This is a genomic window from Bartonella sp. MU37NMGALS (assembly GCF_042194015.1).
Classification (GTDB): domain Bacteria; phylum Pseudomonadota; class Alphaproteobacteria; order Rhizobiales; family Rhizobiaceae; genus Bartonella; species Bartonella grahamii.
This window is the reverse complement of record NZ_JBHIML010000015.1, coordinates 1-26,285: the sequence shown is the minus strand read 5'-3', so window position 1 is coordinate 26,285 and position 26,285 is coordinate 1. Positions and strand designations below refer to the sequence as shown.

Annotated in this window: 18 protein-coding genes, 2 tRNA genes and 1 pseudogene; 11 read left to right on the top strand and 10 right to left on the bottom strand. The window is 36.1% G+C overall.

The window, feature by feature from the left end; translation table 11 throughout:
• On the top strand, positions 1–101 hold a 101-nt coding region (locus tag ACFIJP_RS07340), incomplete at its 5' end, for a DnaB-like helicase C-terminal domain-containing protein (protein ID WP_375626643.1).
• A 211-nt stretch (positions 102–312) separates the two neighbouring features.
• On the opposite strand, the gene ACFIJP_RS07335 is transcribed toward ACFIJP_RS07340, so the two are convergent.
• A tRNA-Ser gene (locus ACFIJP_RS07335) sits at positions 313–402 on the bottom strand.
• Between the two features lie 285 nt (positions 403–687).
• On the opposite strand from ACFIJP_RS07335, the gene rplU reads away from it, so the two are divergent.
• From rplU to ACFIJP_RS07315, 4 genes are all read left to right on the top strand, one after another.
• Positions 688–1,155, top strand: coding sequence for a 50S ribosomal protein L21 (gene rplU / locus ACFIJP_RS07330; RefSeq protein WP_375626637.1), 468 nt, complete (start codon positions 688–690; stop codon positions 1,153–1,155).
• A 12-nt stretch (positions 1,156–1,167) separates the two neighbouring features.
• On the top strand, positions 1,168–1,437 hold the full coding sequence (gene rpmA / locus ACFIJP_RS07325) for a 50S ribosomal protein L27 (RefSeq protein ID WP_375626635.1): 270 nt from the start codon (positions 1,168–1,170) through the stop codon (positions 1,435–1,437).
• A 1,415-nt stretch (positions 1,438–2,852) separates the two neighbouring features.
• On the top strand, positions 2,853–5,384 hold the full coding sequence (gene ptsP, locus ACFIJP_RS07320; RefSeq protein ID WP_375626633.1) for a phosphoenolpyruvate--protein phosphotransferase: 2,532 nt from the start codon (positions 2,853–2,855) through the stop codon (positions 5,382–5,384).
• 481 nt (positions 5,385–5,865) lie between these two features.
• Positions 5,866–5,955, top strand: a tRNA-Ser gene (locus ACFIJP_RS07315).
• Positions 5,956–6,495: 540 nt separating this feature from the next.
• Here ACFIJP_RS07315 and ACFIJP_RS07310 read toward each other — a convergent pair.
• From ACFIJP_RS07310 to ACFIJP_RS07280, 7 genes are all read right to left on the bottom strand, one after another.
• Entirely contained in the window at positions 6,496–7,002 is a 507-nt protein-coding gene (locus ACFIJP_RS07310) for a hypothetical protein (protein WP_375626631.1), read from the bottom strand.
• 219 nt (positions 7,003–7,221) lie between these two features.
• Positions 7,222–7,569 (bottom strand): hypothetical protein, encoded by a 348-nt coding sequence (locus tag ACFIJP_RS07305; protein ID WP_375626629.1) that lies wholly within the window; start codon positions 7,567–7,569, stop codon positions 7,222–7,224.
• A gap of 2,000 nt (positions 7,570–9,569) precedes the next feature.
• Positions 9,570–9,893 carry a cupin domain-containing protein gene (locus ACFIJP_RS07300; protein WP_375626627.1) on the bottom strand — a complete coding sequence of 108 codons (324 nt, stop codon included), beginning with the start codon at positions 9,891–9,893 and terminating at the stop codon, positions 9,570–9,572.
• The gene (locus ACFIJP_RS07295) at positions 9,886–10,506 is read right to left on the bottom strand and encodes a YqcI/YcgG family protein (protein WP_375626641.1); all 621 of its coding nucleotides are present in this window, start codon (positions 10,504–10,506) and stop codon (positions 9,886–9,888) included. Before ACFIJP_RS07295 ends, ACFIJP_RS07300 begins: the two co-directional genes overlap by 8 nt.
• Before the next feature lie 119 nt (positions 10,507–10,625).
• A complete protein-coding gene (locus ACFIJP_RS07290) occupies positions 10,626–11,153 on the bottom strand; it encodes a hypothetical protein (protein WP_375626625.1) in 528 nt (175 codons plus the stop codon).
• Entirely contained in the window at positions 11,153–11,788 is a 636-nt protein-coding gene (locus tag ACFIJP_RS07285) for a hypothetical protein (RefSeq protein WP_375626623.1), read from the bottom strand. Before ACFIJP_RS07285 ends, ACFIJP_RS07290 begins: the two co-directional genes overlap by 1 nt.
• Positions 11,789–12,021: 233 nt before the next feature.
• Positions 12,022–13,002 (bottom strand): hypothetical protein, encoded by a 981-nt coding sequence (locus ACFIJP_RS07280; RefSeq protein ID WP_375626622.1) that lies wholly within the window; start codon positions 13,000–13,002, stop codon positions 12,022–12,024.
• 1,064 nt (positions 13,003–14,066) lie between these two features.
• Here ACFIJP_RS07280 and ACFIJP_RS07275 point away from each other — a divergent pair.
• From ACFIJP_RS07275 to ACFIJP_RS07265, 3 genes are all read left to right on the top strand, one after another.
• Complete coding sequence (locus ACFIJP_RS07275; protein ID WP_375626620.1) at positions 14,067–14,456, top strand: dTMP kinase; 390 nt, start codon at positions 14,067–14,069, stop codon at positions 14,454–14,456.
• A 17-nt stretch (positions 14,457–14,473) separates the two neighbouring features.
• On the top strand, positions 14,474–14,716 hold the full coding sequence (locus tag ACFIJP_RS07270) for a hypothetical protein (RefSeq protein ID WP_375626639.1): 243 nt from the start codon (positions 14,474–14,476) through the stop codon (positions 14,714–14,716).
• Between the two features lie 600 nt (positions 14,717–15,316).
• A complete protein-coding gene (locus ACFIJP_RS07265; protein ID WP_375626618.1) occupies positions 15,317–16,528 on the top strand; it encodes an MFS transporter in 1,212 nt (403 codons plus the stop codon).
• A gap of 317 nt (positions 16,529–16,845) precedes the next feature.
• Here ACFIJP_RS07265 and ACFIJP_RS07260 read toward each other — a convergent pair whose 3' ends face one another.
• Positions 16,846–17,115, bottom strand: coding sequence for a hypothetical protein (locus ACFIJP_RS07260; RefSeq protein WP_375624694.1), 270 nt, complete (start codon positions 17,113–17,115; stop codon positions 16,846–16,848).
• 10 nt (positions 17,116–17,125) lie between these two features.
• Positions 17,126–17,563 (bottom strand): hypothetical protein, encoded by a 438-nt coding sequence (locus ACFIJP_RS07255; protein ID WP_375626616.1) that lies wholly within the window; start codon positions 17,561–17,563, stop codon positions 17,126–17,128.
• A gap of 502 nt (positions 17,564–18,065) precedes the next feature.
• Between ACFIJP_RS07255 and ACFIJP_RS07250 the strand changes: the two genes are divergently transcribed.
• From ACFIJP_RS07250 to ACFIJP_RS07240, 3 genes and pseudogenes are all read left to right on the top strand, one after another.
• Positions 18,066–18,569 carry a helix-turn-helix domain-containing protein gene (locus ACFIJP_RS07250; protein WP_375626614.1) on the top strand — a complete coding sequence of 168 codons (504 nt, stop codon included), beginning with the start codon at positions 18,066–18,068 and terminating at the stop codon, positions 18,567–18,569.
• An 882-nt stretch (positions 18,570–19,451) separates the two neighbouring features.
• The gene (locus tag ACFIJP_RS07245; protein WP_375626613.1) at positions 19,452–24,719 is read left to right on the top strand and encodes a Vomp family autotransporter; all 5,268 of its coding nucleotides are present in this window, start codon (positions 19,452–19,454) and stop codon (positions 24,717–24,719) included.
• 567 nt (positions 24,720–25,286) lie between these two features.
• Positions 25,287–26,285, top strand: a pseudogene (locus ACFIJP_RS07240) (hypothetical protein); the annotation flags it as partial.

The window sequence follows — 26,285 nt, the reverse complement described above, 5'->3', positions numbered from 1 at the left end:
AAGCCGAGGTTATTATAGCAAAACAACGCCATGGTCCGACAGGAATCGTTCCCCTTGCCTTTCAATCCGATTTTACATGCTTTAGTGATTTGGAAAAATAGGAGCAGAAAAATGCGTTAAAGAGAGCTTTAAATACCCTTTGAAAAGCATTTGAAGACCCTTTGAGAACACCTTTAAAACTCTTTGAGAAAAAATAAATTGGTACAAAACCTAGTGGCAAAATATACAAAACCCGCTGGCAAGCTACAAACATACAGAATTCACCGGCAAGCTACGATTAAAGACATTTTAATAATATCGCTTTATAAACTTTGGCGGAGAGAGAGGGATTTGAACCCCCGATAGAGTTGCCCCTATGCCGCATTTCGAGTGCGGTGCTTTCAACCACTCAGCCATCTCTCCATAATAAAGTGAAATAAAAATTGGCACTATTTGAGTGTATAAGGGGTAGATAACCTTCAATTGTTTTTGGTACAACCTTTTTTTCTTTTTTATGGGACTTTATTGACAGAGAATAGAAATTCCTTCATATATACGGAATATGAGCGTGGAGAAATCTGCGCGTGTTTGTGTTGAAGAAGGTTTTATCCTTCTTTAAAATCTATTACGACTGATAAAAAGCAGCCTATTTTCCCTTATTTCAAGGCAGAAATTAAATAAGAGCTGGAGTGAACGGAAGGATAAAAAATGTTCGCAGTCATTAAAACTGGTGGTAAGCAATACCGCATTGTTGCTAATCAAGTGGTGAAAGTTGAAAAAGTTAGTGGAAATGCGGGTGATGTTGTTGAATTCAATGACATATTGATGGTTGGGCAAGAAGGTAATGCGGTTATTGGTACCCCTGTCGTTGCTGATGCATTGGTGACAGCTGAGATTGTAGAACAGGCACGTGGGCGCAAGGTTATCGCATTTAAGAAGCGCCGTCGTCAAAATTCTAAACGCACGCGTGGTCATCGTCAAGAATTTACGAAGCTTCGTGTTTTAGAAATTTTAATGGGTGGTTCAAAACCTAAAAAAGCAGCTGCAAAGCCGATAAAAGAAGAGGCAACTGCACCAAAAGAAACAAAAGATGCTGCTTCTGTTGAGAAGACGGCTGAAAAAAAGACTGCGTCGCAGAAGAAAGCGTCTGTAGCATCAAAGAGTAAGAAAGATTAAAGGAGAGCGTCTATGGCACATAAAAAAGCTGGTGGTTCCTCGCGTAATGGTCGCGATTCAGAATCGAAACGTCTGGGCGTTAAAAAATTTGGTGGTGAGACCGTTATTGCTGGAAATATTATTATTCGCCAGCGTGGTACACGTTGGCATCCTGGCAACAATGTCGGCATTGGAAAAGACCATACGCTTTTTGCGTTATCAAATGGAAAGGTTTCTTTTCAACGCAAAGTGGGTGATCGTTCCTATGTTTCAGTCATTCCTATGGTGGAGGCAGCAGAGTAATCTGTAACACTCTCTAGCAATCAACGGGATTCCATTAAATTGTAGTTGTGGTTTTATAAGTATTAAAAGGGAAAGATAGAATCTCATCTTTCCCTTTTTGCTTTGGTACTATAATAAATATAGAAGATATACGAAAAAGGTAGAATTGGGGAAATGACTTTTCTCAATGAGGGGGGAGAAGTTTGTGCGGTGTTATGTTAGTATTTAGTACTGAACGTATTGATATTATGATAGAATTTGTTGATAAATTTTTGTATAATAATAATGAGGAGAGACTTTCTTTTTATGCATGAAGAAGTGTCTAGTAATTTCTTTATAAGAGAAGCAGTTTGTTTTCAGGAAATTATGAGAAATTTAATGAAAGCATTATTTATGTAATCATTTTGATAAAGATGGATCTTTTTATTGGCATTGTAGTATTGATGAGTTGTCATACTGTTTTTAGGTGGTGGTGTGGATAGGTGATGCTATTCATTTAAAAGGATATAGGGATAAAAAATCCATAAGATGGCAGTCAAAACTACTTTGAAAGTGACGTGCATTAAGGAGTTTTTGGTAAATCGAGAGTGAAATTATATTTTTGAAGAGGACGCTGTTTAAAGATATAAAAATAACCAATCTGCAATCAGCGCTTTTCAAGAATATTTTTTCTGATTTCACTATTATTGTATTGTACATTATTTGAAAACAAACAAGCATAAGAGCTAGGGTTAAGGCAATAACTGCTTTTCATTTTTTACTTTATTCACCTTATTTGTAGAGTTTTTCTTGATTTTAGTAGTTGATGATAGTGCTTGGGTGATGTTCGTACTTTGCAAATGTGCGACGGAGGGCATTGTGTGTTTGCGATATTGATTAAAGTAAAGGAGTAGCTTAAAATATATAAATGTTATATATCAAGGATTTCGTATCATAGGATGAGCTGTACGGAATTTTAAAGATGATAAGTTGCATGGAGAAATTTATAATTATGTAATGAATTTATAAAGAGGAATAATAGGTTAAATAAACTTTGAGGAATCAGTTAAAATATTAGCTGAAGTTACAGATGATTGGGAAGGATGCTTTCTTGTAGGGAGAATAATGAAAAGTTATGTTGAATAACTTGGGATAATGAGAGCGTTTTTAAAACATAGTTTTTTAGGTGATTGGTGCTGTAAAAATCGGGGTTTTGTCTTTGTAAAGTAGAAGAGTAAGAGGCAAACTTGCTTATTATACTTTTAAGCACTTCGCTAGATGATAATATCCAATTGTATTATCGGTTATATTGAGGTATTTAAGCACCTCACTTAACTACATTTCCTAAAATATAAAGAGAGCTGTCGTGGTATTTATAGCTTGTATTTTGGGAAATGCAGCTTTGAAAAGGAATTTATCAGAGATATTGGTGTTCAAATGTGAGGCAATTTGAATTCATGATGAGATGTGAGAAAGCAGAAGCGGTGAATGTAGATTTTACCGAGAGTGAAATCTTGTCTATAAGATCTGTACAACTTGCAGCTGCTTTTGATCATAAAAATGATGCAATTTATGCTGCTGCTGAATTGCTTGTGCAGGTTGGTGCGGTTGATAAGTGTTATCTGGCAAGCATGCTCGAACGTGAAGAAACAACCAATACTTGGCTTGGAAATGGTATAGCCATTCCTCATGGTATGGCTGAAAGTCGTGATTTAATTATCAAGGACGCTGTTGCTGTTATACAGGTTCCTGCTGGTGTTGCGTGGCAGGATGGCAAGAAAGCACATTTGGTTATTGCTATTGCAGCGTGTCCAGATCGTTATAGAGAAATTTGTAAAAAATTGACGTCTCTTTTATTTGATAAAAAACAGCTTGAAGTACTTGCAACAACTATGGACAAACAGCAAATTGTTACAACTTTGTTTGATCAAGGTATGAAGATAGAAAAAGCTTTTATTGGTGACCTTTCGGTGTGTCAGGAATGGACGTTAGATTATCCAAGTGGTCTCCATGCACGACCAGCTTCTCTTTGGGTTGATTTTGCGAAAAAGGCTCAAAATTCTATCAGAGTTCGCCATGGTCAATATGCTGTTGAAATGAAAAATTTAGTTGGTTTATTGCAATTAGGAGCAAAAAACGGTGATGTTCTGATTTTTTCTACAGATGCTGCAGAAGGAGCACAACTTCTCAATGATGCCATTGCTATTGCAAAAAAAGTGAGTATTAGTGAAAAATGTCTGATGAGAGAAATGGAATCTCAAACAAAGGCTTTTCATGGTTGGTATCCACGCTCTATGCAAAAAGGCATTTCTGGTGTTGGAGCGAGTTCAGGATTAGCATTTGGGAAGATTTTTGTTTTAAGACAAAATGATATTTCCATAGTAGACCAGCCAATTGATTTTGCAGCTGGTGCAGCATGTCTTGAAAATGCTCTTACAAAAACAAAACATAAAATGGCATCTGTGATTTCTGATATTACAGTGCGTATGGGAGCAGATTCTGCTGCGATTTTTTCTGCGCAAATTGTTTTGCTTGAAGATGAAAATTTAATAGCTCAAGCTTGTCGTTTTATAGCAGAAGGTCATGGTGTCGCTTGGTCTTGGGATAGAGCGGTTCGTCAATTTTCAGATATGTTTTTTAAGGTAGATAATCCTTTGTTAGCAGCACGTGCTGTTAATTTAGTTGATGTTGGTCGACGTGTTTTAGGTGAAATCAATCCATCCTATAGATCATTCTTTTTAAATGATATTCCACATGGTGTAATTCTGGTTACAAATGACCTTTCTCCTTCTGATGTAGCACAACTTGATTGTACAAGGGTAAAAGGATTAGCAACAGCATGGGGAGGTCCATTATCTCATACAGCTATTTTGGCGCGTACTCTTGGTATTCCAATGGTTGTTGCTGCAGGTGATGATATTTTAGCGATTCAATCTGATATTCAGGCTATTATTGATGGCGATAACGGGTTTATTTACCTTGATCCTACGCTTGAAGACGTTGAAGATGCTCAAAGGCATATTGATACTGTTGCGCAAAAACGTGTCAGTGAAATAAGTGCGTGTAGATTACCAGCGCAAACGACAGATGGTCAAAGAATCCGTATTATGGCTAATGTCAACTACGCAAATCAGGTTCCTGTTGCGCTTGATTTGGGGGCTGAAGGTGTTGGACTCATGCGCACGGAATTTTTGTTTTTAGAGAATCCTCATATTCCGGATGAAGAGCTACAATTTAATATATATCGGGCGATGATTACAGCTGTAGGAGATAAGCCATTAATTATTCGTGCACTCGATATTGGTGGGGATAAACAGGTTACGCATTTACATTTATCTAAAGAAGACAATCCTTTTTTAGGTGTTCGAGGGACGCGGCTTTTGTTACGTCGACGTGATCTTTTGGTGCCTCAATTACGTGCTTTGTATCGAGCAGCAAAAGAAGGCGGAGATCTATGGATTGTGTTTCCGATGGTAATGTCTGTTTCAGAGATTGTCACTATAAAAAAGATTGCAGAAGAAATCCGCAATGATATTGATGCACCAAAATTAAAACTTGGTATTATGATCGAAGTTCCAGCAGCCGCCATTATGGCAGATGTGTTGAGCGCCCATGTTGATTTTTTCTCAATTGGAACCAATGACCTAACACAGTATACAATGGCTGTTGATCGGCAAAATCCGTACCTTGTGTCTGAAGCGGATAGCCTTGATCCAGCAGTTTTGCGTATGATTTATCAGACTATACAGGGAGCTTCAAAACATAAGTGTTGGGTTAGTGTATGTGGTGGTATGGCTGGAGATCCTTTTGGTGCAATGATTTTGACAGGGTTGGGAATTAATGAGCTTTCTATGATATCTTGCGATATTTCTCCAGTAAAGGCGTTTTTGCAGACTCATAGTTTTGAAGATATGAAAATTTTAGCACAAAAAGCATTACAATGTGAAACTGCACGAGCTGTACGTGCTCTAAGCAAGGATATAAGCTGATAAAGAACATTAAGGGGAACGAGCTAGCTCATTTTGCAGAGTAATCAGATCGTTAGTGCTGTAAAACATTATTCTTTTATACGTTACAGGGAGGAGTAGCGTGTGGATAAAAACGCTTTAAGAAAGAATAAATGCCTTTTATGCATTCTCTCAAATCGCAAGGGATGTTGCAACATTAGAGGCTAAATAGCGTGATGGTACTTGGCTTGTACTTTTTATTTAAGGAAAGATGATGCTATTCAATAGATTTGATACCATTCATAGACACCGTCCGTATGAGATAGATGTGACAATCTTTTTATTCCCATTATTGTATTATACAAACCTATCCACGGAAAAAGTTTTTTCTTAAAAAGAAAGGATGTACTTGTTATTCAACAGATATAAGCTCTTACTTTAATAAATGAATTTGTTTTTTGAACTTTGAATGTATAATTTAGGCTTGCACGTTATTTCTTTCTGGGTATAGTGCGAGACTTCTGGAGAGGTGGCCGAGTGGTTGAAGGCGCACGCCTGGAACGCGTGTATATGGGAAACCATATCGAGGGTTCGAATCCCTCTCTCTCCGCCATTAATTTAAAACGAATTTTCATATGCTTGATATGACATAGCTTAAAAAGCTCAGGGTTTTTTATTGTTTGCAATTGACCAGTTTGCGCCGATCTGTATCTGTCATTATGTATACCCAGAAATTGCTGTTGAATTTCCATGAATTTTATAATTTCTAAGTTCCTCTCTTCTCGATCTTTAGATAACCTGATCTAGCATAAACGATCTCTTCAAATATCATTAAAGGATTTTTGCCATTATCACTAACTTCTGATAGAGTTTCAGAATTAATGGTGATCATAGTTCTATTTGCAATTCCGATTAACGGGCTAAATGCGTTTATTCACATGAGGGGTAACGAACACCTCAGCTTTTCTCACGCAATGTGCTCATTTAAAATTAATGTCATGAATATTTGTACAAAATCTTTATCTATACAATAATCAAAAAAAGGCTGACGTAATATAATAATTGAAGATCATTCATGCGGGGCTTTCTTTTATTTCTAAGCTTTGTATGTAAATAGATAGTCCGTGTAAAATAAATAAAGGGGCGCAAAAACCTATAAATATACACAGGACGTATAATGTAGAAAATGAAAAAAAATTCCGGCATATAAAAGCATAATAGAGAATAAAGCCGTTATGATGCGCACACTGGCATCGCCTGCCAAAATCACCTCGGCTAAATTTTCACTAGGTGTGATAGCTTGTCCAATTGTTATTCCCGATACCCTAAAATAAAATTGCCCAATACCTAATAAAAAAACCATAATATAAAGGGAATATTGAGTAAAATTTAAATATAAAACAAAAGAGATTGCGATCACTGCAAAAGCCGGTGTTCCCCATACAAAAAAACGAATTAAAGATGGAAATTTCCGTAAATAATAGGATGAGATAAGACCATTGACTACAAACCCCAGTGCTGACAAAGCAAAAATAGAATTTTGAATAGCTGTGAATTCTATATTATCTGATGTTATAGATGCAAGAACAAGTGGCAATAGAACAATAGGCCCCGTATAGAGAAAATTATTCAAAATACGATTAATCGTTAAAAAACGCAACGCAGAAACCCGCCAAAGGCACCTAAAACCAACTCCATAAGCTTTTTGATATGGCTGTTTTGTGCCCCAAATGCGCAATTATAAAATATATAAGCAATGGGGATATAATAACAAAAAACTGAAAGCAACTAGTATAAAATGCAAAAATTCCAGCTTTTTGTTTGGGAGCTGGAACCAGCTGCTTCAAGGCACTATTGTTATTTGGATTATCAGCCCCCATCAAGAGAGAAAGTAAAAAAATACAAATAAAATAAGTACCGGATTGTTTATAAATAATAAGAACGATAATAAACAAGCGCAAATAATTTGACTATAAAACCCAATTATAAAGCCTTGATAGCGCACCAACACATTTTCCAAACATAAGCCTGCAATTCCAATTGCGATTAAATTAACAACATTTAAAGTAGCAGATGCTTTTCCAGTTGTATCTTGGAATTGTAACAAAGAAAGGCCAATAGATAATACACCACTAGCACAAAAACTCGTCAAACAACCAATCAAAATCATAAGAAAAACAGAATTACGCAATAGCTTTCTCACTCTTAAACAGAAAACTCGAGCCATTTTATGATTTTCTCCATTGTCGAATATGGTTCGGTACTAAATTCCAGTTTTTTATAAAATTTTAGTTCAAATGCGTTGTAGGTACTTATTTTTTGCAAGTCATCTGTCCGTATGGATTCTATACTTGGCAACGTTGCGCCCATAGATTGAGACAAATAATAGGAAATTACTTTCCAATACATATAAGTACGCTCTCTTGCCAAATAATTTTCCAAGACATATTTCAAATGACAACCATCTAAAATATATTTCGAACAATGGTGCAAAGGATAACAAATACAAATAGCATCTGTTTCAAGTACGGGACAAGAAGAAATATTAAAATTTTTATCATTTCATAATATTATAAAAACTTCAGTGAGCAGATCTTCTAAATTTAGTCTAGACAAAACAAGAGTGTTTGCTATTTTTGAGCAACATGAGACAAAGCCAATCTTACTACTAAAGTTCCAATAACCTTTAAGTCAGATTCTGGATAAGCTTTTTTTAAATTCCCCACCCATATGGTTCTATGACATATAATAATTGGCTCATCTCGTCTGAATGAACAAGATGTAATTCTAAACCAATATTATCACAAAGGTTTGAGCTCTTGAATTGCTCGGATCCTAATCTGGTATTCTTAAATCATTATAGCAACTAAAGAGTTTTTAAGTATTTCAGCTTTTATTAAACTTTGTAATAATGTATCGGAATCTCCCCTTCACGGACTTCGACAATTATTGTATCACCACTATAAGAACAAAAAAATTATCTTTGAATTTGCTTACTTTTAGAAAGAAAAATGAGCAACACTCTTCCTTAACTAAAAGAAACATGCTCTCTACCTTTTTCTTTATGATGATCAAAAACCTATACTGTTACAATTCGATTATCAATTATTAGGATAAATATTCTGCGTTTAGCCTAATAAACTGTTATGATCAATGTTTCTCTCTATTCTAAAAATCAGCGCTTTTCTTCCTAGAGATACTCGTAATTGCTGTACAATCTTTCCAAAAAAGGCACCCCTAAACATTGCTATTAACACGATCATCCTGAGAAGTTTTATACATACACACTTCATTATACGGAATTCTATGTATTTTTTTAACTTACTCAACGAACCAACATTTTCTAATGGGCAACATAAATCACGAAATTTGTGTGCTGTCACAATTCGAAAAACAATCACATATCTCCCTCTAATGATAGACAATGTCATTAGAAGAAAGCCTTAATGATATCGGTAGAATAAATTAACCAGAAAAAATTGCAGCGCAGATAGAACAAATTTTATTTTATACCTTGTAACTCTCTATAAATTTTAATCCTTTTTGTTAAAGGTTCTTATGCAATTTTTTCTATATTCAGTATTTTTTTCCACTTGTTTGCAACAAAAGATTAATAGCTAAATTCACCTATGTTATAATAGTTCTTCTTTTGGTAAAAGAGGGCTGCTTCAATCTCGACATGTAAATATTTTAATTCTTTAATATATTCTCTTCAGATGCTTTAGATTAAAAACACACCAAAACCAAAATATTTATTTTACTTAAGTTATTGAATATTATTTAAGAAGTAGGAAAATAAAGTGATGCAAGAGTTAAAAAAATTATTTAAAAGTTCAAATCCATCTACATTTTAGAGCCATCACGCATGGTAATAACAGTTGTCATTAGGTATACTAAATATGCTTGATAGCTTTTCTGCTTCATGCTTGTAGGGAGTTCCAGATAGAGATAATACCAGAATCCATCCGCAAATACTCGATAATAAAACTGTAAACAAAATTATTTTCTTGTTGTTTAACCGGTTAAGCTTGATCCATTTTTTTTCCTAAAGAATAACGTTCTATTTTATGCTCTAAAATGCGGTTTCTGAAAAGTTTTTACGTTGGTTTGGGTAGAGGACGTAAACTTCAGAGCCTTATTTTCCGCAGAATCTATGGGCGCATTATGGGAAGCAGGAGTAAAAGAATAAAATCCTGTATGAGAAAGAATCCATTAAAGAGCGTGCGGTTACCCATCTCTAATATCTCCAATAGTGAGATTTTCTGTAGAGATCGCATATATGCATCCTGCGTCTGCTGCAATTGATTTGTGTCTTGTATTGGCAGGTAGATGTATAATATCTCCTAGTGTACAGGTTATACGTTTTTTGCTATAGAAAAATTCTAACCCTCCTTCTATAATTAAGAGAGTTTCATCGACCTGGTGAATATGCCAATCGTGTATTTTTTTTGGAAAATCTCTTTGTACCTCTATTGATCCTTGCTCTGGAAGCATCATTTTGAATATATCATAGATATTTTTATTTAATTTAATTTTAGAAAATTTAGTCATTATCGTGCTCCATTATATGATATGGGTAGGGCGGGGATTTAATATTATTATCTTGCAAGAAAGATTGCGTCCATTCTCTATTTTGGGGTTCGCCATATTTTCCTAAAAAAGGAGATTTTGTTATAATATCAAAAGGTTCAAGTCTTTTTGTTACAGCGGAGAATGCATTTTTTGCTTTTTGTTCTGTATCCAGCAGATCAGGAAAAACCCACCTAGGCTGGAAAGTTAACATAAATGTAGAACTTCTCCTACTTATTCTGTTTATATGGGATGGGGTATTGCAAACTATAAACATAGGCTCGCCATGAAAGCAGAACTCCCATAGAGGATTATCCATATTTTTTGGTATATGCTTAGGCCATTCTTGGTCATCAAGAGTTCGCAAATCTTTAAGTATAGACCAGAATTTTTCTCTATAAACTTTGATACTTTGTACGAGGGCAGGCTTCTCGAATGCAACAAAAGATGTGTTCTTTCCAAAATTTTTATAGTTATCGCAATAATTTATCAGGTCTTCCATCATATTTTTTGCGGTCAACTTATTGTAGAATCCAAATCCAAGCATATTTTTTGAGTATCCATTTATACTGAATAAGCAGGGAAAAAGTCGAATTGTGTTATTCGTGGTTGCATCGAGTTCTTTAAAAACGACCTGCTTCCAATTTTAATATTTATCTATATTTTCAATTATTTACGATGCGGAATCCATGTTTTCTTCCCAATTGTTGTATTTTATAAGAAATTGCTACGGATGATCCTTTCCAAAGCTGATAATTCATCATCACTGTGTCCCCAAATTGCTATAATAGCTGGGCAGGTATTTAAATCGGTGGTTAGGGGGAGGGGCTCGTTCTCTTTAAAAAAGAGCATAAAATGAACCACATTTTCCCAAGAATGAAGCTTTTGCCGCCATACGTTAACATCTTTTATAATATGACCGTCAATCTCGTTGATAAGAAAGATAATACGCCCTTTTTTCTTAAAGCAACTTGGTGTTTGCGAAAACACGCCTGCAATAAGGTTAACGGAGCTTTCAAGTAAATCATCGTCATAGCAATGCGCGAATAAAGTGGGTGCAATTCCTCCGTGGAGGCGGGCTCCTACTTCGATCATCACTGGACCACGAGCTGTTTGCATGATTTCCATATGCGCGGGCCCATATTCAATCCCCAGCGCGCGAATGCATTGTTTTGCATAAGAGATAAGAGGGATCTTGAGCATCAAGTACATCGAGCGATTCATAAACAAAGGCACTTTCATTATGAATACCTTTTTTTATATCGTGATAAACTACATATTTTTATAGCCTCTCCCTCCAATCTTTCTTGGAGTAAATAAGTCTCGTTAGGTGCACCAAAAATATTTTTTTGCGTCCAGTCAATTCTAGAGGACCATGCCGCCACTTCCTCACGGCTGGAGAAAAACAAAACGCCATCACTCCCAGCAGAATCATTCGGCTTTATCACATAGCCGCTGGGACTTTCAAAACCATCGAGAGTACAATTGTCTTTTGTAAGAATTTTTGATCGGATGTAAGATAAACCATTTTCACAAAGGCGCTTTTGCATTGCTGCCTTTTTCCGTCGCCAATCGGTGGTTGAGGGATTATTCCCAGGGCAATTATAATAAGCCGCCAATTGATTTGCACAATAAATACTTACCTCGGCGCCTGCCACCACGGACTCTATCGCGCCGATAGGAAAGCATGTCTTTATCTCATCTACATTATGAAGTTTCGCTTCTGCCATGCCCTCTCCCTGATAAGAAAGCATATAGTGTGAAAAAGGAGTTTGTTGAGAGACAACACCATAACAAGCATAGCCTAATTTTTGCAAAGCAGGGGCGTAGAGGGCTCCCGTGGAGAAAGGGTCGACAATAAGAATAGGTTTTCTCATACTTTGTTCCGCTGCAATAAAAGGAAAAGAATATAAATAAAGATTATTAGCCCTATAAGGGGAGAAGATAAACAGCTGCTTGAGGACCCATAAAGGCAGAGCTTGTAAGAAGACCAAGGATAACATAACCTGCCGATTGGGAGAGAGTATAAAGCATGCCGCTATAGCTTTCCCACCAGCTCTGCTTGAGCCTCTGTTTTAGTCGCTTCAATCGTATGTTTGCGGGCATTAATTCACATGGTATTCATTGAAAAGCCAATAAAAAAGCAAAAGACCACAGCCAAATAGGGCGATTGTGTGGTGCTAAAAATAAGATCAGCCACGCTCAACATAAGGGCTGGGAGAATAAATTCAAAGAGAGGGATTTTGATAAAAGCAGCCAAAAAAGCGTCCACGCTCGCAACGGCACTGCAAAGCCCATAATATTCAGAGCCAAAATTTTTCACACTCTGAAAAAGAATGGTTGCCAGCGTATTGTAAGCGCAAATATGAAAGCCAATAAGTCCTATGCAGACGCACAAAAGTTTAAGCTCACGGGAGAGTCTATCCGCTTGCGGTGTAGGTGCTGTCTTCTTATCGGTTGCAGGTGCTGTGGTATCTGTAGCGTTATATTCATCGCAAAAGATGATATATCCGGCTATAAGGCTTATAATGATGTCAAACACACAAAGTGCCACAATCAAACCATTATAGCCAATTTCAGCGGCTGCCCCTCGTGGGCTGGTTGCTTCTAAGAGATAACCACTCAATGCTGCTCCCAAAAAGGCGCCAATTTGCACCACTGTTTGCATAATGCGGGAAGCCTTTTGGGCGCTAATATAACCACTAAGTGCTAGTTTAGTATTATAAGTCTCGAGTGTGCTTAAGGTAATCAAAGAGAGATAGCCGATAGAGATAGAGACAGCGATAAAACCAAAGGGGGAATCAGCGTAATGGAAAAGTGCAATCAATAAAAGAAGGCTATAGATAATGATCCGCCTTTTGTATAAATCGACCAACCGCAGTGAGGCTTTAATGTGCACAAGTCCGCTTTTTTTCAAAAGATAGGGTATAAAGGTGCCCAAAGCCATGGTTACGCCCAAGAAAACCGATGAGGATGTTATGCGATAAGCATTCCAAAGATTACTTAAGAATAGAACCATATCAGAGAGATAGAGCAGGACAACAAGCCCATAAAACCGAAACATCTGTTGTTTGTGCACATCATCCCCCATTTCGGAATCTCTTAAAACACGCAGTATTATAAATCAGCACACATTTTTACGAATGATGAATACACACACATATTACTGGGCATGTCAAGTTTTTTGATCGGGAAAAATTAAACGCTGGTGTTTATGGTAGTGATAGCTTATTTTCATGAGAATGAGTAGCGATGGAGGCTGGTATTTTCACTGTGTTTCTTGGCAGGGGGCTTGCCAATAAGGGGAAAGCCAGATAACGAACATAACTATGTCCTAGAGATATATTTTGCGCTTTCAAGTTGATTTTGTTTATACTCAAGGTTGAGGTTTTTCTATTGACCGTTGTTAGATGTTGTTGTGACAATAAACTTCGTTATCTATCAGAAACATTTATGGCATTAGCGCTAAGGTATTGTATTAAAACCTTTACATGGTAGTCTTTTTCAGAGAGAGGTATTATTGGTTCAGTTTTAGGAGGCTTTGTTACGACCGATTTGGGCATCGTTGTTTGAGGTCTTATTATAATATTCTTAGTTTCAGTTTATGAATATATTAAAATATAGTGAAACATTTGATTTAAACGCTTTTGCAAGACATATTTCAATATCTCAGCGATGTTTTCTGAGAATTGCTCTGCTGCTTTTTAACGGAATCGGATATCAAATGCTTATGGCGTGGGCAGCGGTTTGAGAAAAGATAGAATTGATTTCATTAGCTTCCTATGGAGCGCAATCTAGTAGCAGCTCTTAAGGGACAATAATATACTGAGATCGAACTCATTTCTATACACTTACACGACGCTATAGGAGTAATCCTCAGAAACTCTACTAGAATTCGTTAAGAAATGGCAGGGTATGTAGTGTGAGTAAAAAATATATTTTTTTACAAATGCTTAATCTCATTTTAAGCTGTCTAACATATAACCTCATCTTAAAACTAAGTCTATATACCGCCATTTATCATAAAGTTAATAAGTTATACAAATGCGGGAGTATTGTGTGTTTCTGTTTAGAGACGAGTAAAAAAACACCTTATTAAACATTAAGAGATTTTAGACATAAAACAATTTAACTTATGGAAAGTATATAGACAAAATGTATCTTGATAAAAAAGTTTATAATTCCATGTGGTCTCCAAAGAAATTTTCTGGTTCTTTTATTGTCTTATGCGGGTTTGATGGGAGTGGAAAGACAACACAAACAAAAGAAATTGCTCGCCATTACTCAACAGAAAAACATATAATACAAACTTTTCAACCCAGTTATTGGTATAGAAATAATCCAGAAATTAGAGATTACTTAGATAATGGAAAAGCAATTGATCCGTTGCTTTTAGCACTCTTATCAGCGACAGATAGATGCAAACATACGCTTGAAATTATTGAACCTTCCTTAGCTTCATCGCAAAATTTATTAATTAGCGATCGATATGTTTATTCTAGTCTTGCTTATTTTTATGCTCGAGAGCTTTCTGTTAAAGTGTAGTTAAGTTAAATCAATCTATTCCAAGACCTCATATTACATTTTATCTTCATTTACCGCCCACTACTATACTGGAGCGGTTGCAGAAAAGGGATGGTTTAAACTTAAAATACGAAGAAAAACTCTCTTTTATTGAAAAAGTTTATGAAGTATACCAAGTTTTATCAGAAATAGATGAGCGGTTTATAACACTTGATGGAACTTCTTCTGTTTCTTTAATTCATCATCAAATACGACATCATATAGATGAAGTTTGTTTTTGATTATGAATAACATCATTTGTTAATCAATTTATCCACGATAGATGCTTCTTTATGTATTCATACTCTAAATCTGAAACTTTAGAGATATGATTGCAATAATTTAACTACTCAGGAAAAATATCACGTTATATATTTAAATTGGAAAACTAACAGGAATGGGCTTGTTTTAAAAGATTTAGAGAAGAGGAGTAGAAAATTATCAATATTTATCGTGAGAATAATAGTATGTTTATTCTTTTAGAGACGAAGCGTGGTGATAGAAGAACGACATGGGGGGATATACATGAGCATATTTTTGTGCACGGAATAATAAGGACAATGATGTGTGTGAAGCTTCCATATCATAAAATTGTTTCACATATGTATAAAGGTGAAGCTTTTGAACAAAATGCACATAAAGTATTAATTTTATTGTATTTTTGTTCATAAATTTTTGGTTTCATAGAAGAATTAATCATACCACAGCACAAAGATTTTAAAAGCCTAAAAAGGAATTTTGCTTTCTTAAATTTAATGATCTAAGATCGAAATTGTAAGAATGCATGTTTTAAACAGGATGTATCATGCATATCGACTGGTATTTATTTTAGAGGATAATTTATGTTCACTTCAAATTTGAAGGAACGCATTGCTTTATTTAAAAATAGAACTTTTCTTTATTTTACGTTGAGTGGCTTATTTGCTACATTTGGAAACGGACTAAATTATATTGCATTGTCATGGCTTGCTTATAATCAGACGAGTTCAATCCGTGGTGTAGCGTTGATGATGCTTTTTCTTTGGACGCCTAGCATTATTTTTGCACCTATTTGGGGCATATTGGCAGATAAATATAATCGCAAAACGCAGATTATTATTTCAAATCTTGTGAGAGGTTTGGTAATCGTGGGCTGGGTAATGCTTTGGCATTTTGGTATAGAAATTGAATTGATGATCTTATCTGCTTTTTTGGGTATTTTTATCTCTTTTTATATGCCATCAGCTATTTCTTTAATTCAAAGCATTGTGCTGAAGGAACAGCTCATTAATGCAAATGCGACCATCGATATGGTTTATGAACTTGGCACTATCGCAGGTATGGGCTTAAGTGGATTGATACTGTTCTATGCAGGAACAAAAGGAACTCTTCTAATAGGTGGTATATTCTTTATTATTGCTGGTTTATTTAATTTTGCAATGAAGGTGCCTAAAAATCGAAGATCTAAAAATCAAAACCAGCAAAATTGGTGGGAAAATTATACAGCATCCCTTCATTATTTTAAACAGAATCCGGCTCTTTTTGTACCTTATGTAAGCCAGATGATTATTATGACTCTTTTGATGACCATTCCTGTTATTCTCGTTCCTTATATACAAGAGGTTTTGCATGCGGATAGCAGGACCTTTGCAATATTTGAGGTGCTTTATTCTATGGGCATATTGACTGGTGCGTTTGTTTCACCATTTCTTTGTAAAGTTTTATCCATAAGGAAAACATTAGCCATTTTATTAGCTTTTATAGCTATTGGTCTCGCTATTCTATCTGTTAATACACACAATTTTATTGTTTTTCCTGTCTACTTTATGATTGGATTCGGACTTTCGAGTTGGGCTCTTTCGATTTCTTTATCACAACTCTCTTGTAATCCTGAATACCAAGGAAGATTGCAGGCAAGTTTTAATGGTATCTCTGGATGCTTGATCCTCGGAGTCTACCTCACTATGGCAAGTGATAACAGTAGCATATCACCTCAATCGATATATTTTTTTCAAAGCATTGTTGCGTTTGTTGGAATACTCATAGTGCTGTTTTATAGACATGAAAAACAATAAATTACGTTTAAGTGTGGTCAATATACGCTATTTTATAAACATTTACGCTGCAGCATATTGCATATTTTGCTTTTAAAGGGGAATGAAAAAATATAAAAGTTGGCGCTTAATGAATAAAGCATAAATTAATGCATGCTAGAGGATACTCTCTATTTTTTGATAATGACCAAAAGAATTGATGCGTTTTTTTAACTCATCTCACTGTTGTTAAGAAGACGAAAACGCAACACTTTAAATCTTCTTGAAAGTTTTTTGTTTAAGCGCAGTAGAAAATAAAGCGATGAGATAGTATCGTATCATACGGGGAGAGTGTTGCATTATTTTTGTTTTTCAAAATCCATATGAAAAATTGTATCAATTTCATCTTCATTGGAATGGGTATTTCTACGACGATTCAAGGTTTGCACAATCTCTTTTTTTAAAACAGCATCCGTTTCACTTAAACGGTGAATACTGAGTTCCAATTCAAGAGATAACGCCAAATCCACACACAATTTAAGCTCTTCTCCAATGTCGAAACCGCGTTGATAATCGTCATAAAGACCAACCAGTGTATCAGATAATTCTTTATCGCATAAAGAGGTCATGCTTAATTCCTCAACGTTGCGGGTTTCCATGCAGCTTTTTAAGTATCACTCCACTATCATCACTTAGAATTGCCATGTATACGAACCTCATGGTTTTGTCAATTTTCTGCAAAATACGCGCTTTTAAATCAATGCCTATTAAAGATTTTATTACTTCAAGATTTTGAAGCGCCCAATTGTAAATATGGATGACAATGTGTTTACTATAAAACTTATAGCATTTAAAATACATTGCTAAAAGGTTTTTAATGTGCGTAGAGGAGGAGTATTCTGACGATAAACCAAACACCCTGAAATCTCTATTGCCAATTACAGCTAAATTAGTGCCATTAATATATAAAATAAGCAAACATGGTTTGTAAACGTCTAGCTTTTTAATAACGAGTGATGATCTCATTTTTTGTAGAATACCAATTATTTTGCCTATTTTATATTGATTTTTAGACATTGATAAACTTTTTACCTTATGTTGTAATGTAAAAGCTTTGGGAAGTGTATTTATAGATTCTTGCAAAGAGATTTAAGCAGGTTTACTAGGTTGTTGAGCGAGAGAACCTGTGTTGGGCTTTCTGCTTCTGAAAGAATATGACTGTGACTTTTGAGAAAGCAGTTGGCAAGAATTTGCTTGGCGTGCAAACTGATAGGGTTGGCAGTGGCGCATTTAGCTTTTTCATTGGGCTGTGTCCAAATGTTTTTGACTCTGGAAAATAGCCTCTGATAGGCTTGAGTTTTTCCAAGGTTATATTACAGGAGCGCAGTTCAGTAAAATACCACGGCGATTGCATTTTTGGTGTAATTGTCGTAATTTTCGCTCCTGCTTAAACGGATGCTGAAACATCTGTTTTTGTGGGGTTATGTATGTAGATCTTTGTCCAACATAAGGGGCAGTAACAAGAGGTATAATGCAGATATTGAATTAAGTTAACGCAATATTTGTATTATTGTGTAATTTGGCAAAAAAAGAGATTGAACCCAAAACAGAACAAGCGAAGCGATTACGTTTGATACGAGAAAGTTTGCTATTTAGTAGGCATCAAATAGCAACCCGTTTAGGTGTTAATAAAGCCATTTATGATCACGCTGAAAGAGGCACGACCTTTCCCAATGTAGAATTTTTGGCTGTTTTATCACAGAAATTAAAAGTCAATTTAAATTGGCTTGTAACGGGCGATGGTGATATGTTTTCAGATATGGCAAAGGCGAAAGCAGCTGGTTTTAAACCGCAAGCGATACCTGCTGGGCTGATGAAAAAGCTTGGACATTTAGTTTGTACGACCTATCATGATGCAAAAATAGATCTTTCTCCTGAAGATGTTGCGGAATTAGCAGCAGAGCTTTATGGAAGATTGCAAGAGCTTATTCAAAACCTCAATGATATGGAAGAAGTCGAAGCCACTTTGCCACTTTTAAAATTACATTTAAAGCGTAAAATCGAAACTGAAAAGCACATCTAGAAAATTCATAAGATACAAACAAACAGCCTTTTAAAAAATAAAACTTTTTTGGTCTCTTATTCAATATAAAAAAATGATAAACCACCATTATAAATTAATGTGTTGCTCTAATAAAGATAAAACTGCTTATAAAAAGAATTATAGTTAGTAATACAAAAAAATTTATACAACAGTGAAAATACAATGACAATGTTTTGTTCCTATAGAAGAGTAACAGACATATGAGAGAGATGAACTAAGAGAGAAGAACGAAAGACTATTTATAGGTGCGCTTTTGTCTTTTTATGAAGATGATGAGATGAGCACGTTAAAATTTTTTACAGAGCGTGCATCATTATATTAAGACAGATTGCTTTCAAATATATGTATCATATATTGCAACAGCTTACCTCGCAGAAAAGAGTGAGGTCATTATGATAGTCGTCATCTATTACATTATGCTATAAGTTAAAAAAATTATAAGTTTGTGCCTATAAGAACAGCTAATTTATTGAGAAGTATTTTGACAAATTTATAAAAAATTATTTTTATACTCTTGCCATTCCACTGAGGCGCTTTATCTAAAAAGTAGAATTGCTCTTTAGTGAAACTATTTTTGTTAAGAGATAAATCGCAGTGTTTTTGAATGGAGATTACGTTAGATTTTCAAAGTCTTGTGTTTTTATTTATTTTTTAGCTTGAATCCCTCTAGCTGAAAGGGTTGGGGACTTTTCTAGATTCGATGTTGTTACAAGAATTTTAGGGCGATGCCGTAATAAATAGCGGTGTCGATGGGAGGGTTGTATCTTAATTTATTGGTTTTTGAAGTGTGCAAACTAAGGGGTTTGCCATGTGTGTTTTCACGCGTTGTGATGATGTTGAACTCTGTTGGAGGAGGCTCTTATGAAAAAAAAATATTCCACACCAAATTTAATTAAAGTTGTCTCGCTCAGCGCGGCAATGGCCACACTCTTATCAGGTGTTTCGCCTGTTTTTTCTGCTAATCTTGCAATAGTAGGAGGGACCAGTCAAAGTACACCTGGTACCGGTGTTTCTTATGCATACGGTAGTCATGGGAGTATTGTTTTGTCTGGTGATGATGACTACTGTGGTGTAGACAATGTTATTGGACGTGGTGGCAAGCAACAACAGGGAGTCGGTGATAGTCAACGAATAACAGCACAAGAACAATATAATAGATTTATCAATGGTTACACTGGGGAAAACGGTCGTAATGCTTATGGCGCGACCACTGAAAAGGTTGTTTGGCAGGGTGATGGGACTCTGACCAACAATGCTACTTATATGGGACCATCCGGCTCTGGAGGGACTCTCAATGCTATGCCTGAGGCTTATGGTGTTTATTCTTTTGCTACTGGCTGTGGATCTGCAGCAACGGGGAATTATTCAACCGTATTTGGTGCAGGTGCAACGGCGAAGGCTGGAGGAGCGCAAGCCTTTGGTGTTTCTGCACTTGCAAGTGGTATAGCAAGTGTTGCTATAGGTGTTGATTCAGGGGCATCAGGGCTTTCTGCAGTTGCTATTGGAGGGCTTGCAACTGCTTCCGGTAAAAATAGCATTTCTATAGGTGTGCGTTCCCAAGCTACGTTGGACGATGCGATTGCGTTTGGTTCAGATGCAACAGCGAGCGGTATAAATAGTGTTGCTATTGGTAAGGTGGCATCTGCATCTGGTTACGATAGTATTGCATTAGGATTAAAGACCAAAGCAACTGACGAGTACGCGGTTGCTATAGGCACGAAGGCTGAAGCTCAAGCTCTTGGTTCTATTGCAATAGGTGGTGGGGAACCTGCTGACAACGGGGAGGAAAGAAAAGTAATAGCAAAGGGTAAAAATTCGATTGCCATAGGTACTCATACCTATGCTGAGACAGCTCATTCAGTTGCAATTGGTATAAATGCACAAGTGCGTGTTGTAGATGGTGTTGCTGTGGGGGGAGGATCTGTCTCTCGTGTTGATGGGAAAGTTTTTGGGTATGATCCTGTAACAAATACTACAACAACAAAGAGTGATTTTGCATGGAAAAGCACTGCAGGTGATTTTAGTGTTGGTAATACTAACCAGAATTTAACGCGACAGATTACAAATGTTGCAGCAGGGAGTAATGACACTGATGCAGTGAATGTGGCGCAATTAAAAGCTATGAGAGATGTTATAGCAGGGGGAGGTACTTGGCAGATTTCTGCTAATGATAAAGATCCTACAGAGGTTAAAGCAGGCAATACCGTGGATTTTTCAGTGAAAAGTGAAAAAGAAGAAGGAAAAGACAACTTAAAGATTGCAAAAAATAATGAAGATAATAAGCATAAAATTGAATTTACTTTGAGTGATCATCTTAAATTGACGCAAGTCACCACAGGCCGAAGCACGATGAGTGATGATGGCTTTTTTGTTAATGGTAATGATGGTCCAAGCATGACTGTGGATGGCTTTTTTATTAATGATAATGGTCCAAGCATGACTATTAATGGTATTGATGCGGGAAATCAAAAGATTATAAACGTAGCAGAGGGGACTGAAGATACCGATGCAGTAAATTATAAACAGCTAAAAGCTATAGAAAAAGCAACCAAAACGAGTTGGCAGCTTTCTGTTAACGGTGGAGATGCTACGGCTATTGGCCCAAACGGTACAGTAAATTTTCAGTCAGCTGACAATAAAGGTACAAAAAATATCAAGATTACAAAAGATAATGACCACAATGTCACGTTTGATCTAGCTGATGATATTAAAGTAATGACTGTCACAGCAGGAGAAAGCATTATGAGTGCTGCTGGCTTTATGTTTACTGATGGTACTGGGCCGAGCATAACTGTTAATGGCATTCATGCTGGTGATAAAACGATTAAAGGAGTAGCGGCAGGGGAAGACGATACCGATGCTGTAAATTATAAACAGTTGAAAGATGTACAAACACTTGCAGAAAACGGTTGGAAACTTTCTGTTGATGGTAACAATGCTACAGACGTTAAAGCTGGGAGTACAGTAGATCTTGTTGCGGCTGCGAGTGGGGACGGAAGCAAAAATATCAATATTGAAAAAGCCAATAATAAAGTCACTTTTTCTTTAAATGATAATCTTAAATTGACGAGTATCACTACAGGCAGAAGCATTATGAGTGATAATGGCTTTATGTTTACTGATGGTAATGGGCCAAGCATAACTGTTAATGGTATTAGTGCTGGCAATCAAAAGATTACAAAAGTGGCAAAGGGAACTGAAGATACCGATGCGGTAAATTTTGCACAATTGAACGAAATAAAAGACCAGGTAGCTGGCAATGGTCTTGTTCGATGGGATGAGAGGGAGAAGGTTATTACCATTGGTGCGCAAAAAGATGGCATCGAAATCAATGTTGCAAATCATGATGACAGAAATCGAATTATTTCTGGTGTTGCAGTTGGAAAAGTCAGTTTCGATTCAACAGAAGCAATAAATGGCCATCAGTTGTTTAGTTATATTACTAATATAGTGGATTTTTTTGGTGGTGAGGAGACAGATGTACTTAATGGTATTAAACCAACTTTTACGGTTCAGAAAACCAAACATGACAACGTAACTGATGCTTTCGCTGCTGTCGATAGCTCTATCACAGATATTTATAGTCAGATTAATAATGCAACTGAAAATAGTCTTGTTAAATGGGATGAAGATCAGAAGCTTATTACCATTGGTAAAGAAAAAGGCGGTATAAAAATCGATATCGCAGGTACTGAGGGAGAGCGAACTATTGCGGGTGTGAAAAATGGAAAGATTTCAGAAAATTCAACAGAAGCAATAAATGGTAGCCAGATTAATCAGATATCTGGAGATATTGCAGAATTTTTTGGCGGCGGTACAGAATTTAATAACGGGGTTTTTTCAGGTCCAAGATATAACTTATCTACTGTTTCTACAGATGGTAATGTCGTTCAGAAGACTTTTGACAATGTTGGTGAGGCTCTTGAAGGAATTGATGTCAATATCAAAAATGTCAATAAACATATACAATATATAGACAATAAATTTGATAAGTTCTCTCAAGATGCTTTACTTTGGGATGATGGTAAACAAGCATTTGCTGCACGTCATGGAAAAGATGGACGTAAAACAGATAGTAAGATTACCGACCTTTTGAATGGTGATATTTCAGAAGAGTCAACAGATGCAATAAATGGTTCCCAACTTTATGCGATGGGCGATACGATTGCAAATTATTTTGGCGGTGGCGCTAGTTATGAGGATGGAGAGTGGATAGAGCCTACTTTCATAGTCTCTCAGCGTAATGAGGATGGCACTATTGTTGAGAAGAAGCATCATAATGTTGCTGATGCTTTTGAAGGTGTCGATAATTCTATCACAGATATTTATAATCAGATTAATAATGTGACAGAAAATAGCCTTGTGAAGCAAGAAGGAGGTTCTGAAGGTCTTATTACCGTTGGTAAGGAAACAGATGGTACTAGAATCAGCATTGTAAATAAAGATAATCAAAAAAGGATCCTTGATGGTGTGGAAGATGGAACACTTTCTCAAACATCAACGGAAGCAGTAAATGGTTCACAGCTCTTTAAAACAAATGAAAATGTTACTACTATTACCAATGATCTCAAAACAGTTGTTCAAAATACATCAAAGTATTTTGGTGGCAGTACAGATGTACTTGCAGGTATAGAACCAACATTCCTTATTCAGGGTGAGACATATGATAATGTTACAGATGCGTTTACTGGTGTGAATGTTTCTATTACGAATCTTGATAATAAGATTATTGAAATGAAAGCAAATAATCTTGTCCAACAAGAGGAAGGAGTTTCAGGTGTTATCACTATTGGTAAGGATACCGCTGGTACTGAGATTAATATTGCAGGTGTTGGTAAGGTAGCACGTTCCATTTCTGGTGTTAAGGCAGCAGAGAAAGGTGATGAAGCTGTTAACAAAGACCAACTTGATAAAAGCATAGGAAAGATTTCTAAAGATGCTCTGTTGTGGGATGATGAAGAACAGGCGTTTGTTGCACTTCATGAAAAAGATGGTCAGAAGACAAAGAGCAAATTGAAGTATCTTTTGGATGGTGAAATTACTAAAGGTTCAACGGATGCTATTACGGGTAACCAGCTTTATCTCATGAGCAATCAACTTGCTAATTATTTCGGTGGCGGTGCCAAATATGAGAATGGCAAATGGACAGATCCTACTTTTAAGATTGTTCAAGTCAATGCTGATGGTACGACTGTTGAGAAAGAGCACCATAATGTCGCTGATGCTTTTGGTGATATTAATAATGGGATGTCAAGTATTAATAATCGTATTGATGATGTCATCAACAAGGTCGGTTCAGATGCTTTAAAGTGGAATGATAAAGAAAAAGCCTATGATGCTAATCATGATGGTAAGCCGAGTAAGATTATCAATGTAGCTGATGGTAAAATTCAAAAAGGTTCGAAAGATGCGGTTAATGGTGGACAACTTTGGGAAACCAATGAACGTGTCACGGGTGTTGAAAAAGATGTTAAGCATCTTACCAACAGAGTCGACAATATTTCCACTACGGTTACGGATATTGGTGAAACGGTTTTCAATATTGAAAACAAAGTTAATGATATTGCTGAGGACGCTGTTCGTTATGACAGAGATGAAAACGGCAAAAAAACCAATAAAATCACATTAGCGGGTGGTGATCCTGGTGAACCTGTTATGATTGATAATGTAGCTGATGGTAAAATTGAAAAAGGGTCGAAAGAAGCTGTAAATGGTGGTCAGCTCCATGACTATACCCAAGAACAGATGAAAATTGTTCTCGATGAATCGAAGCACTACACAGATCAACGGATAAATAATATCAGGATTGATGCTATTGATGAAGCTGTTGATCAGGCTAACCAATATACAGATATGAAGTTTAATGTTTTAAATTACAGTATTGAGAGTGTGAAAAAAGAGGCAAGACAAGCAGCGGCTATTGGTCTTGCGGTGTCTAACTTACGCTACAATGATACACCTGGAAAATTAAGCGTTGGATTTGGTACTGGTTTATGGCGTAGTCAATCTGCATTTGCCTTTGGTGCAGGTTACACCTCAGAAAATGGAAAATACCGCTCTAACATATCTGCAACAACTTCTGGAGGTCATTGGGGTGTAGGTGCAGGATTCAATATGACATTGAACTGATAATAAAACAAAATACATAAAAATTCCTTTTCACTCCTGCCTCATGAGGCAGGGGTGAATTGTTTTTACGTATGTAAAAAAACATATAAATTGATAAGCGCTATAATGGTAAATACAGGTTTAAAAAATATAAAAAACCTACACTTTCAACAAAGTGAACTTCTTATTTCAAAATAATACAATGAGTTTTTTCATAAATATAAGTTCATTATTTTCTGCATTAATTTTTAAATCTAAAAAACCTTCCAGTAAGACGGAGTATATATTAAAATGTATTTCAATTCTACTGGAGGAAGTTATAGAAACAATATACTAAACTAACTCTACCCCTTGCAAAAAACAATCAACAAGTTTAAAGGTTAAAAAAACAACCACCACAACAAATTTGCCTTCTTAGGAAAGATAAAAGAGCAAGACACGTTAACCATAAACCTAAAAACACAACTTCTTTATCTTTATCAATCAGATCCTAAATTTTTATATGCCTAGAAAAAATTTAGAAAGCCTCGTAGCGTTTAAATGTGTCTTTTTTGTGTTTATAGTTATTTTTTCATTGGGGAGTTCATTATGGAAAAATTATATACAAAATTAGCAGGAAGCAATTTAAAATTTTCCCGTTTTCCTTTGATTAAAGTTCTATCTTTGACTTCAATGGCGGCACTTTTATCCAGTATTTCTCCTGCTCTTTCAAATGATCATGATTCAAGGGAAGAAATTTCTGCAAACATAAGGAACACTCCTAGGATATACCCACAAAGTGTTATCTCTGTTTACGATGAATCTAGAAGTAATTTGGGTTCTTTCAATGGAACAAAAAATAATTATATAAGAATGTTGAATACAGCACTGACATCACAAGTTAATGCTTTAAGCGGTTACGAAAATTTTTTAACCAAAACCCTTACTGGGGCAGGTAACAATAATTACATTGCGAACACTTTAAAAATCGATGGCGATAAGTTATCAAAAAACACATTAAGTTCAGAAGACCAATATAAGAAATTTATCGTTGATCCACAGTTTTTTATGGACAGTAGCTCTGTAACTCGATCTTTCACTCAAAGTGGACAGGATACAGTGACTATTGATGCATCTGATTTTTCGCGAAAAGATCCTATAGAAAGCATGATACGTAGTGGAAAAGTACAGCGTGATGTATCGGAAAGTAATGTCATTTTTGGTGAAGGCGTTGATGCGAAAACCACGGACAGTGTTGTTCTTGGTTATAAAGCGAAGGCGGTATTAGCTGAAGGAGATAAAAAGCTAGCGGCATCTGTTATCATAGGTTCTAAATCTGAGATCCATAGAGGTGGATCCGTTGCTGTTGGTGCAGATATAGTGTCACTAAAGAATGACGCGGTTGCTGTTGGTCGTTTTGTACGGGTGGAGGAGGAGTCCGGTACAGCTTTAGGCTTCAAAACGCAGATGAAAGTGGTAGGGGGTGTTGCTCTAGGAAGCAATTCTGTAGCTGATGTTGCTGCTGGTATTTCTGGTTTTTCTCCTTATTTTAAAAGAGCTGCAGATGACACAGGGTATTCATGGAAAAGTACTATGGGTGCAGTGAGT

Bases quoted from the DNA above. Each gene is read 5' to 3' on its own strand.
- rplU (WP_375626637.1), top strand. From the start codon at position 688: ATGTTCGCAGTCATTAAAACTGGTGGTAAGCAATACCGCATTGTTGCT.
- rpmA (WP_375626635.1), top strand. From the start codon at position 1,168: ATGGCACATAAAAAAGCTGGTGGTTCCTCGCGTAATGGTCGCGATTCA.
- ptsP (WP_375626633.1), top strand. From the start codon at position 2,853: ATGATGAGATGTGAGAAAGCAGAAGCGGTGAATGTAGATTTTACCGAG.
- ACFIJP_RS07305 (WP_375626629.1), bottom strand. From the start codon at position 7,569: ATGGCTCGAGTTTTCTGTTTAAGAGTGAGAAAGCTATTGCGTAATTCT.
- ACFIJP_RS07300 (WP_375626627.1), bottom strand. From the start codon at position 9,893: ATGACTAAATTTTCTAAAATTAAATTAAATAAAAATATCTATGATATA.
- ACFIJP_RS07290 (WP_375626625.1), bottom strand. From the start codon at position 11,153: ATGAAAGTGCCTTTGTTTATGAATCGCTCGATGTACTTGATGCTCAAG.
- ACFIJP_RS07285 (WP_375626623.1), bottom strand. From the start codon at position 11,788: ATGAGAAAACCTATTCTTATTGTCGACCCTTTCTCCACGGGAGCCCTC.
- ACFIJP_RS07280 (WP_375626622.1), bottom strand. From the start codon at position 13,002: ATGGGGGATGATGTGCACAAACAACAGATGTTTCGGTTTTATGGGCTT.
- ACFIJP_RS07275 (WP_375626620.1), top strand. From the start codon at position 14,067: ATGTATCTTGATAAAAAAGTTTATAATTCCATGTGGTCTCCAAAGAAA.
- ACFIJP_RS07265 (WP_375626618.1), top strand. From the start codon at position 15,317: ATGTTCACTTCAAATTTGAAGGAACGCATTGCTTTATTTAAAAATAGA.
- ACFIJP_RS07260 (WP_375624694.1), bottom strand. From the start codon at position 17,115: ATGACCTCTTTATGCGATAAAGAATTATCTGATACACTGGTTGGTCTT.
- ACFIJP_RS07255 (WP_375626616.1), bottom strand. From the start codon at position 17,563: ATGTCTAAAAATCAATATAAAATAGGCAAAATAATTGGTATTCTACAA.
- ACFIJP_RS07245 (WP_375626613.1), top strand. From the start codon at position 19,452: ATGAAAAAAAAATATTCCACACCAAATTTAATTAAAGTTGTCTCGCTC.